Annotated in this window: 8 protein-coding genes; 3 read left to right on the forward strand and 5 right to left on the reverse strand. The window is 73.4% G+C overall.

Annotation, left to right across the window (positions count from 1 at the left end; translation table 11 throughout):
• Nucleotides 1-53: 53 nt before the first annotated feature.
• The gene (locus tag ACQPYE_RS18190) at nucleotides 54-947 is read left to right on the forward strand and encodes a proline iminopeptidase-family hydrolase (protein WP_498722558.1); all 894 of its coding nucleotides are present in this window, start codon (nucleotides 54-56) and stop codon (nucleotides 945-947) included.
• Between the two features lie 45 nt (nucleotides 948-992).
• Here the strand turns inward: ACQPYE_RS18190 and ACQPYE_RS18195 are convergent, their stop codons facing one another.
• The gene (locus ACQPYE_RS18195) at nucleotides 993-1,241 is read right to left on the reverse strand and encodes an acyl carrier protein (RefSeq protein WP_498722559.1); all 249 of its coding nucleotides are present in this window, start codon (nucleotides 1,239-1,241) and stop codon (nucleotides 993-995) included.
• Nucleotides 1,242-1,465: 224 nt separating this feature from the next.
• Here ACQPYE_RS18195 and ACQPYE_RS18200 point away from each other — a divergent pair, with 224 nt between their 5' ends.
• Nucleotides 1,466-3,064: an AMP-binding protein gene (locus tag ACQPYE_RS18200; RefSeq protein WP_498722560.1), complete on the forward strand. Its 1,599-nt coding sequence runs from the start codon at nucleotides 1,466-1,468 to the stop codon at nucleotides 3,062-3,064.
• Nucleotides 3,065-3,165: 101 nt separating this feature from the next.
• On the opposite strand, the gene ACQPYE_RS18205 is transcribed toward ACQPYE_RS18200, so the two are convergent.
• The 4 genes from ACQPYE_RS18205 to ACQPYE_RS18220 all read right to left on the reverse strand — a co-directional run bounded on the left by ACQPYE_RS18205 (nucleotide 3,166) and on the right by ACQPYE_RS18220 (nucleotide 8,330).
• Entirely contained in the window at nucleotides 3,166-4,701 is a 1,536-nt protein-coding gene (locus ACQPYE_RS18205) for an AMP-binding protein (protein ID WP_498722562.1), read from the reverse strand.
• Between the two features lie 17 nt (nucleotides 4,702-4,718).
• Nucleotides 4,719-5,645: an ACP S-malonyltransferase gene (locus ACQPYE_RS18210; RefSeq protein ID WP_498722563.1), complete on the reverse strand. Its 927-nt coding sequence runs from the start codon at nucleotides 5,643-5,645 to the stop codon at nucleotides 4,719-4,721.
• The gene (locus ACQPYE_RS18215; RefSeq protein WP_498722564.1) at nucleotides 5,642-6,916 is read right to left on the reverse strand and encodes a pyridoxal phosphate-dependent aminotransferase; all 1,275 of its coding nucleotides are present in this window, start codon (nucleotides 6,914-6,916) and stop codon (nucleotides 5,642-5,644) included. The genes ACQPYE_RS18210 and ACQPYE_RS18215 overlap by 4 nt, the downstream gene beginning before the upstream one ends.
• A gap of 73 nt (nucleotides 6,917-6,989) precedes the next feature.
• On the reverse strand, nucleotides 6,990-8,330 hold the full coding sequence (locus ACQPYE_RS18220) for a KamA family radical SAM protein (protein WP_498722565.1): 1,341 nt from the start codon (nucleotides 8,328-8,330) through the stop codon (nucleotides 6,990-6,992).
• A 445-nt stretch (nucleotides 8,331-8,775) separates the two neighbouring features.
• Here ACQPYE_RS18220 and ACQPYE_RS18225 point away from each other — a divergent pair, with 445 nt between their 5' ends.
• Nucleotides 8,776-9,963, forward strand: coding sequence for a cytochrome P450 (locus tag ACQPYE_RS18225; RefSeq protein ID WP_498722567.1), 1,188 nt, complete (start codon nucleotides 8,776-8,778; stop codon nucleotides 9,961-9,963).
• The last annotated feature ends 15 nt before the right edge of the window (nucleotides 9,964-9,978 follow it).

Consider the following 9,978-nt stretch of genomic DNA (forward strand, 5'->3'; position numbering starts at 1 on the left):
CCGGCGGGGCGCCCGGCGCGTCCCGCCCGACGAAGGTGGAGTGTGGTGTGCCGATGATCCCGCCGTCGAGCGCGAAGGGCACGGTGCCGTTCGGGCCGTACAAGACCTGGTACCGGGTCACCGGGGACCTCGGCGCGGATCGACCCGCGGTCGTCGTCGTGCACGGTGGTCCGGGCAGCACGCACGACTACCTGCTCGGCCTCGCCTCGCTCGTGGAGGAGGGGTGGCCGGTGGTGCACTACGACCAGCTGGGCAACGGCGGGTCGACGCACCTGCGCGACCGGGGCGCGGACTTCTGGACCCCGGAGCTGTTCCTGGACGAGCTGGCGAACCTGCTGGCGGCGCTGCGCGTGCGGCGGTACGTCCTGTTCGGACAGTCGTGGGGCGGCGTGCTGGCCGCCGCGCACGCCGCGCGCGGACCGGAGGGGCTCACCGGCCTGGTCGTCGCCGACTCGCCCGCCTCGTACCCGAGGTGGATCGAGGAGCTGGCCTCGCTGCGCCGGACGTTGCCGCCGGCGGTGGCGGCGGCGCTGGACCGGCACGAGGCCGCGGGCGACTACGAGCACCCCGAGTACAAGTGGGCCACCGGGGTCTTCTACACCACGCACGTGTGCCGGGTCCAGCCGTTGCCGCCGGAGCTGACCGCGTCGTTCCTGGAACTGGGGGCGGACCCGACCGTGTACGGGACGATGAACGGCCCCACCGAGTTCCACATCACCGGCACGCTCAAGGACTTCACCGTCGAGCCGGACCTGCCGAAGATCGCGGTGCCCACGCTGGTCGTGCGCGGCGAGCACGACGAGGTGACCCCGGCCGCCATCGCCCCGTTCCACGAGCTGGTGCCGGACGCCCGCTACGAGGAGGTGCCGGGCGCGAGCCACCTGCCGCACCTGGAGCGGCCCGAGCGGTTCCGGGCGGTCCTGCTGGACTTCCTCAAGGGCCTGTAGGGACGGTGGGAGGGCCGGACCAGCCCTCCCACCACCCCGGTTCGGTCACGCGGTGTGCTCCAACATGCCCGACAGCACGCCCCACAGCGCGTTCGCGGTGCGGAACGTCTCGGCCTTCAGCGCGTCGTCGCGGAACCGGACGCCGTAGCCCTTCTCCAGCGCGGCCAGCAGGTCGACCATCGCCAGCGAGTCCAACCCGAGGTCGCGCAGCTCGGCGTCCGGCGTCAGCTCCTCGTCCGGTTCGATGAACGGCAGGTGCGCGCGCAGGATCTCCTCGAAACGCTCGTCCCACATGGTGGCTGCCCTTTCGGTATTCACGATGGTCCACTGACCGGAACTTCGTGAAAGTAGCACGGAACAAGCCCGCCGAATGGGGGCCGGAAATACGTCGGGGTGACTCGGGGTAGGTCAGGGGGGTGCTAGGGGTGTCGTGGGGGTTAAGGCTTTGAGCTGCGTTGATAGCCTCACTCAAGGCACTTCTGGGTGATGTCGGAATTGGGATGAGGTGCACTCCGGACATGGTCCGTCCTGTTTTCGCACGCGCGCACGACTCGGTGGCGACGCTGCACGAATTCCTGCTCGTCGGTGCGCGGTTGACCCCCGAGGCGCCGGCCGTGGTGGAGACGACCGGCGAGGAGTTCGGCACCATTTCCCACCGGCAGCTGGAACGCCGCGTGGCCGAGCTCGCCGCGCAGCTGGACGACCTCGGCCTGGACGTCGGCGACCGGGTGGTGCTGGAGTCGGACACCACCTCGTGGTCCATCGCCGCGTTCCTCGCCTGCTCCACGCTCGGCCTGACCTACATCCCGGTCAGCCCGGAGACCCCGGCGCAACGGCTGCGCGCGATCGTGGACGCGGTCGCGCCGGCGCTGCACCTCCAGGCCGACACCGGCCGCCGAGACGGGTTACCCGAGGGGATCGGCCTGGCCCGCTTCGGTCCGGACGGCCTGGAAGTCGATCGCGCGCCCGCGCCGCGCCGCAGGCACCGCCGGGAGGTCACCCCCGCCGACCCGGCGTACATGATCTTCACCTCCGGCACCACCGGCCGGCCCAAGGGCGTGGTGATGAGCCACCGCGCCATCCTGGCGTTCTTCCGGGGGATGCTCGCCCACGGCATCGTGTCGGCCGAGGACCGCGTGGCCACCACCTCCCCGCTCCAGTTCGACTTCTCGCTGCTGGACATCGGTCTGGCGCTGGGCAGCGGCGCGGCGGTCGTGCCGGTGCCGCGCGAACTGCTGCGCTGGCCGCGCCGGCTGGTGCGGTTCCTGCACGACGCGCGGGCCACCCAGGTCAACGGCGTCCCCTCGATCTGGCGCCCCGTGCTGCGGCACGAGCCGGAGCTGCTGGCCGAGCTCGGCGGCGGCATCCGGGGCGTGCTGTACTCGGGGGAGAAGTTCCCGCTGCCCGAGCTGCGCCGGCTGCGCGAGGCGGTGCCGGGCGTGCGGATCGTCAACTGCTTCGGCAGCTCGGAGTCGGTGGCGGCGTCGTTCACCGACGTGCCGGACCCGCTGCCCGACGGGGTCGAGGAGCTGCCCATCGGCTTCGCCCACCCCGGCGCGGAGATGACGTTGATCGACGAGGACGGCGGACCGGTGGACGAGCCGGGCGGCCTCGGCGAGATCCACCTGCGCAGCGGCGCGCTCTTCACCGCCTACTGGGACGACCCGGAGGCCACCGCGCGCGCCCTGGTGCCCGACCCGCTCAACCCCCGCTCCGGCCAGGTGGTGTTCCGCACCGGTGACCTGGCCCGGCGGGGCGAGGACGGCGAGCTGTACTTCCGGGGGCGGGTCGACTCGCTGGTGAAGATCCGGGGCAACCGGGTCGAGCTGGGGGAGGTGGAGCGCCGGGTGGCCGAGTTCCCCGGCGTGGCGGCGGCGACGGCGCTGCTGCTGCCGCTCGCCGACCGGGAACCGGCGCTCGGGGTGTTCGTGGTGCTCGCGGCGGGCGTGGACGCCCTGGACGAGCTGGAGCTGAAGGCGTTCTGCATGGAAGCCCTGCCCGACTACATGGTGCCGCAACGGGTCGAGGTGCTCGACGAGCTGCCGACCACCCCGAACGGCAAGGTCGACCGCCCGGCGCTGGCGGCCCGGGTGCCGGGCGCCACCGGCCGCCGCTGACCCGCTCCCGGCCCGGCGGCGTGAGCGCGAGGACTCACGCCGCCGGTCGCCGGTCGTCTGCGGTCAGGTCTTGGCGGTTCGCGCGGTGAGCGTGCCTGCGGTCAGGCTTCGGCGGCCCGTGCCGTGAGCGCGCCGCGGTCGACCTTCCGGTTGGAGTTGAGCGGGAAGTCGTCGACGTGCCGGTACTCCCGGGGCAGCATCCCCGCCGGCAGCACGTCGCGCAGCTCCTTGGACAGCAGCCGCGCGGGCGTCCGCTCACCGGTGTAGAACACGACCAGCTCCAGGCCGTTCTCGGTCGCGCGCGTGACGGCGACCGCGTCCAGCACCCCCGCGCACGCCCGCAACGCGTGCTCCACCTCGGCCAGCTCGACCCGCCAGCCCGCCAGCTGCACCTGTGAGTCCAAGCGCCCCAGGTACACCAACGTCCCGTCGGCGTGCCGGCGCACCCGGTCACCGGTGCGGTACCAGCGCCGGCCGTCGTGCGCCAGGAACCTGCCCTCGTCGTCGGCCGGGTCGAGGTAGCCCCGCGTCATCTGCGGACCCGTGACGCACAGCTCGCCCTCGGTCGCCGAGAACGACCCGTCCTCGGCGACCAGCAGGTGCTCGTGCCCCTCGTGCACCTCGCCGATCGGCGTCAACCCGTTGAGGCACAACGCCGGGGTCGCGTCCGTCCAGCGGTGCCCGGTGATCGTGACGGTCAGCTCGGTGGGCCCGTAGATGTTCTCCAGCCCGGACGCCGGCGCGGCGCCCAGCCAGTCCAGCGCGTCGGCGGCGCGCAGCGCCTCGCCGGCGAACAGGCTCCAGCGCAGGCCCGGCATCGACCCGTGCGCCAGGCCGCCCCGGCGGCGCACCAGCGTGATCGCCGACGGGGTGGAGAACCACACCGTCACCCCGCGCTCCGCGACGAACGCGGGCAGGTCCAGGTAGGCCCCGCCGGGCACGGGGTGCACCTGCGCGCCGTGACCCCACGCGCAGAACAGGTCGAACATCGCGCAGTCGAAGTTCAGGTCGAAGGCCTGGGAGAACCGGTCGTCGGCGGTGAAGTCGAACCGCCGCTCGATCACCGAGAAGTAGTGGTCCGCCGCCCGGTGGGTGATCGGCACGCCCTTCGGCCGCCCCGAGGACCCCGAGGTGAACAGCACGTACGCGGTGTCCTCCGGCGACACCGGCCGGGGCGCGTCGAGCGGCTCGCCGACCGGCAGGCGCCGCAGGTCGCCCAGCGGGTCCGCGTCCGGCGCGAGGACGGCCACGCCTTCGGGCGCGAGCTCGGCCAGCACCGCCAGACCGGCCCGGTCGACCACGACGGCCTCCACGCGGGCGCTGCGCAGCATCCGGCTGGTGCGGGCGGTCGGGAAGCCCGGGTGCAGCGGCACGGCGGTCGCGCCCGCGTACAGCACGGCCAGCAGTCCCGCGTAGGCCTCGACGGTCTTGTCCGCCAGCACGCCCACCACCCCGGTGGTGCCCGCGTCGACCAGCGCGCCCGCCCAGCTCAGCGCCAGGTCGTGCAGCTCGCGGTAGGTGTGGCGGGTGCCGTCCTCCAGGTGCAGCGCCACCCCGTCGGGGTGGGCCGCCAGCCCGCGCAGGAACCGCGAGTGCAGCGCGGGGTCGTCGGCCGACAGCGATTCTCGCGTGGACATGGGTCCTCCCTCGGGTGTCACACCAGCGCGGGCCGCCTGCGCGGGCGCATCGCGAGCCTCGGCGTGGCGGCCAGCACGGTGAAGTTGTCGGTGGTGACGGGAACGCGCCCGAACAGGGCGTCCGGCCCGGCCACGCACAGCCGTTCGACGCCGTGGTCCTTCAACGACCGCACCACCGCCGGCCACCGCACCGCCCGCACCACGCCGTCCAGCAGCATGGTCCGCACGCCGTCGGCGGTGGTGCGCGGCGAGCCGTCCTGGTCGGCGATCACCGGCACGGCCGGGTCGCGGAACTCCAGCGCGGGCAGCAGTTCGGCCGCGATCCGGTCCCGCAGGTCGGTGAACAGGCTGACGTGCAGCGGCGGGTCCATCACGTACAGCGGGAGCCCGCCCGCCGCGCGCAGGCGGTCGGACAGCCACTCCACCCGGTCCCGCTTGATCGACACCATGGCGAGGTCGACGTCGACCTCGCAGGACAGCTCGTGCCAGTCGTCCAGGTCGGCGAGCGCGGCGGCCAGCTCGTCGGGCGGTGTGCGGGCGAACGACAGGGTCACCACGTCGGCGTGCCGGGTGGCGAAGTACTCGGTCTCCAGCCGCACGAGCCGCGCCGTGAGCAGGATGCCGTCGGCCGCGGACAGCGCACCGGAGTGCACGGCCGCGGCCTTGCCGCCGAAGCTCGCGCCGGTCACCAGCAGCGGCGTGAAACCGTGCTCGTGCTCCGCCCACCGGGCCAGCGCCAGGCTGTGCACCAGGAAGGCGACCTGGTCGGCCTCGGCGTAGTCCGACGTGCTGTCGCGCAGCGCGGCGAACAGGTCGTAGCCCAGCACGTCGCCCGCGACCGCGTACAGCTCCCGGGCGAACGGGTTGATCAGCGCGAACTTGGCCACGTCGGCGAACGGGCTCGGCCCCATGCCGGGGAACGCGGTCGCGGTGGGCTGCGTCACGGCCGTCCTCCCGGGTTCGTGCCCAACGCGGTGAACGCCGACTCGATCGCGTCCAGCGCCCGTGCCACGTGCGGCACCGCCGTCGGGTCGGTGGCGTCCATCGCCTGGTGCTGGAGCTCGGGGCGGTCGCCGTAGAGCACGCTCGTGGCCGCGCGGAACCGGAGACCACGCGGGTCGTCGCCGAAGTGGACGCCCGCGAGGACCGCCACGCCGTGCCGTTCCAGCAGGTGCTCCTGGAGCGAGGCGCCGTCGACCACGCCGGTCGCGGCCAGCCGGTCGCGCAGCGGCTCGAAGTCCGGGTACGCGTAGAACCCGCCGGTGGGCGGCCGGACCAGCGCTCCGGCCTTGACCGCGAGGTCGTGCACGGCCCGCGCGAGCGCGCCGTGCAACCGGGCGTCGGCGTCGCGGCGGGCCACCAGCTCGGCGGGCTCGTCGAACGCGTACTCCAGGACCTCCTGCATGGGACCGGCCAACGTGGACCAGACCTCGCTGGCCACCGACGCGACGTCCGCGCGCATCCGCTCGCCGTCCTCCGTGCCGGGGAAGCGCATCACGCCGATCCGCCACCCGCCCAGCGCCAGGCTCTTGCTCAGGCCGGTGACGACGACCGTGCGGTCGGGGGACACCTCGGCCGGGCTCAGGTACTCGAAGTCCGGGTCGTGCACGAGGTCGCGGTAGATCTCGTCGGACACCAGGAGGAGGTCCTCGTCCTCGGCGACCGCGCAGATCCGCCGGATCAGGTCGGGGGTCGCGGTGGTGCCGGTGGGGTTGTCGGGCGCGGTGAGCACGACGACGCGGGGGTCCGCGCCGCCCGCCCGCGCCGCTCGCACCGCCTCGCGCAGGGCGTCGGGATCCGGCACGCCGCCGCACTCGGCCGGGATCGGCACGGTGAACACCTTCTTGCCCGCCAGCACCGCCTGGGGCGCGTAGGTGACCCAGCAGGGCGCGGGCAGCAGCACGTCGCCGGGGACGGCGAGTTGCAGCGCGACCAGCAGGGCCTTGCTCCCGGGCGCGACCACCACCTGCTCCGGCCTGGTCGGCAGTCGGCGTCGGTCGAAGTAGCCGGCGACGGCCCGCAGCGCGCCCGCCGACCCCGGCACCGGACCGTAGGAGTTCCGCCCGGCGCCGGACACCAGCCGGTCGACCAGGCCCGGGAACACGGGCAGGCGGGCCTCGCCGAACCCGAGGTGCACGATCGACTCGCCCGCCGCCTGGCGCAACGCCACCGCGTGGTCGAGCGCCAGGTTGGCCGAGATCCTGCGGACAGCCACAGCGACCCTTTCGTCGTGGGAGGGGGCGGGCGCCCGGTGTGCCGCGCGTGCCCCCGGTGGGTGCCGGCTCCGGTCAGCCGGCCACGGCGGACCCGTTCGCGGTGGCGGCCAGCGCGTCCACGATGTCCGCGGGCGTGCCCGGGTCGATCTCCAACTCGTCCAGCCACGACGCGGTCTCGGAGAACCGGGCGCGGAACGGCCTGCCGACCAGGTCGGGGTTGCGGGACTGGGCCATCCGCAGCCGGAAGTGCTTGCCGTCGGCGGTGTCCTCGACCCCGTCGACCACGACCTTGCCCGGCGTCGCGGACATGCTCGGTCCGCGCACGGTCCGCGCCAGGCCCGGCAGCGTGCGGTAGGCGGTCTGGAAGATGTCGAGCGCCCGGGCCAGCGGCACCTTGAAGTACTCGCGCGGCCCGGTGTCGCGCTCGACGAACATGTAGTAGGGGACCAGGCCCGCCGACAGCTGGTCGCGCCACAGGTCCGTCCACACCCGGGCGTCGTCGTTGACGTGCTTGACCAGCGGCGCCTGGCAGTACACCACCGCACCCGTGGCGCGGATGCGTGCCAGGGCGTGGGAGGCGGCGGCCGTCCGCAGCTCGCGGGGGTGGCTGAAGTGCGCCATCACCGCCATCGTCCGGCCGGACGCCACCACCTGCTCGAACAGCCGCAGGACGTCGTCGGCGTCGGAGTCGGTGGTGAACCGGTAGGGCCAGTAGGCCACCGACTTGGTGCCGATCCGGATCGTGCGCACGGTGTCGACCCGCAGGATGGGTTCGATGTGCGACCGCAGCCGTTCGGTGCTCATGATCATCGGGTCGCCGCCGGTCATCAGCACGTCGGTGACGGCCGGGTGCCGGCGCAGGTAGCGCGTCAGCAGGTCCGGGCCGGGCGCGGCGAACCTGAGGTCCGCGTCGCCGACGAACTGCGCCCAGCGGAAGCAGTAGGTGCAGTAGGCGTGGCAGGTCTGGCCCTGCTGGGGGAAGTACAGCACCGTCTCGCGGTACTTGTGCTGCATCCCCGGCAGGTCGTCGCCCTCCAGGCTGGGCACGTTGAGCTGCTGCTGCCCGGCCGGGTGCGGGTTGAGCCCGGCGCGGATGCGGGAGACGGCCTCCCGCAGGCCGCGGCGGTCGGCGGCCCGCGCCAGCCGGGACAGCTCGGCCTCCTCCGCCTCGGCGAGCATGCCGCGCTGGGGGAACACGAGCCGGAAGATCGGGTCGTCGGGCACCCGGTCCCAGTCCACGAGGTGGGTGAGCACGTACTCGTTCACCCGGAACGGCAGCACGTGCGAGATCGTCCGGACGGCGTCGAGCAGGTCGGGTCGCAGGCCGTGCCGGGACGCGACCTCGGACAGGTGGTGCGGGCCGAACGAGCGGAACCTGGTCGGTTCCTCGGCGAACGCCGCCGTCAAGGACATGCGCGAGCACCTTTCCGTTTCCGGGATCGTGCGGGGTTCGGGCCGGCGAGCGTGCTCGCGCGCCGCGGTGGAACGCGCTCCGGATGGCAGCCGGGAGGTCTGCGGTGGGCCTGGGCCGACCCTAGGACGCAACCCGGTGGGCACAACCCCTACCGCTGCCCCTGCACACCCCCTCACCACGCCTGCCGACCGGGAGGGGTGGCCCCGGACGACCTCTCCGCCGGGGTCCGTCCCGGCCTGGTCGGGCCACCCGCCGGGCAGGGCCCCGATAGGGGAGGCGTAGGGGCTCACGGGGGTGTGATCGGGCCGCCGCGCGTTATTACGCTCCCCCCAGCGTGCCGGGGTGACCCCCACCAGCCCGTTCGCGGCGGTGTTCGTCGATCCACTCCCCGCAGGCCTTCGACGGGACCGGCGCGGCCCGGACGCACACCCGGAGGAGAACCCAGTGACAGCAACCCGGCAGGTCCGCAGGTACCCGTTCAGCGAGGCTCCCGGTGTCGACATCGACCCGCTGTACGGCGCCCTGCGGCGGGACGAGCCCGTCAGCCGGGTCCAGTTGCCGTACGGGGAGGTCGCCTGGCTGGCCACCCGCTACGACGACGTCAGGACCGTGCTGATCGACCCCCGGTTCAGCCGGGCCGCGGCGCAGGGGCAGGACCAACCGCGCACCCGCGAGGAGATCACGTACGAGGGCATCATCGGCGTCGACCCGCCGGAGCACACCCGGCTGCGCAAGCTCGTCGGCAAGGCGTTGACCGCCCGTCGGGTGAACGAGATGCGGGACAACGCGGTCCGCATCGCCAACGCCTGCCTGGACGACCTGGTGGCCAAGGGGCCGGGTGCCGACCTGGTCGAGCACTTCGCGATGCCGTTCCCGGTCACGGTGATCTGCGAGCTGCTGGGCGTGCCGGTCGAGGACCACGTCAGGTTCCGGGTCTGGACCGAGGGCCTGACCAGCACCGCGCACCCGATCATGGATCAGGTCGAGCAGCTGTTCGGCTACATCGGCGGCCTGGTCGCGCAGCGCCGCGAGCAGCCCACCGAGGACCTGCTGGGCGTGCTGGTGCACGCCCGCGACGAGCACGACCAGCTCACCGAGCAGGAGCTGCTGTCGATCGTCGGCGTCGGCCTGCTGCTGACCGGTTCGGAGACGGTGTCCACGCACATCCCGAACTTCCTGTACGCGTTGCTCAAGAGCCCCGAGCACTACGAGCTGCTGAAGGCGGAGCCGGAGCTGATCCCGGCCGCCGTCGAGGAGCTGCTCCGCCTGATCCCGCTCAACCCGGCGGCGATGTTCCCCCGCTACGCCACCGAGGACGTCCGGTTCGGCGACGTCGTGGTCAAGCAGGGCGAGCCGATCCTGGTGTCGCTGCCCGGCGCCAACCGCGACCCGGACATCTTCACCGACCCGGAGGACGTCGACTTCCGCCGGGCGTCGAACCCGCACGTCGCGTTCGGCCACGGGCCGCACCACTGCCTGGGCGCGCAACTCGCCCGGATGGAGTTGCAGGTCGCGCTGGAGACCGTCACCACCCGCTTCCCGGACCTCAGGCTCGCCGGCGGCGACGACGGCGTGGAGTGGAAGAAGGGACTGCTGGTGCGCGGTCCGAAGGTCCTCCGGGTGGAGTGGTGAACCCGGTGCTCGTGA

Source organism: Actinosynnema sp. CA-299493, from assembly GCF_050946825.1.
GTDB lineage: Bacteria > Actinomycetota > Actinomycetes > Mycobacteriales > Pseudonocardiaceae > Actinosynnema.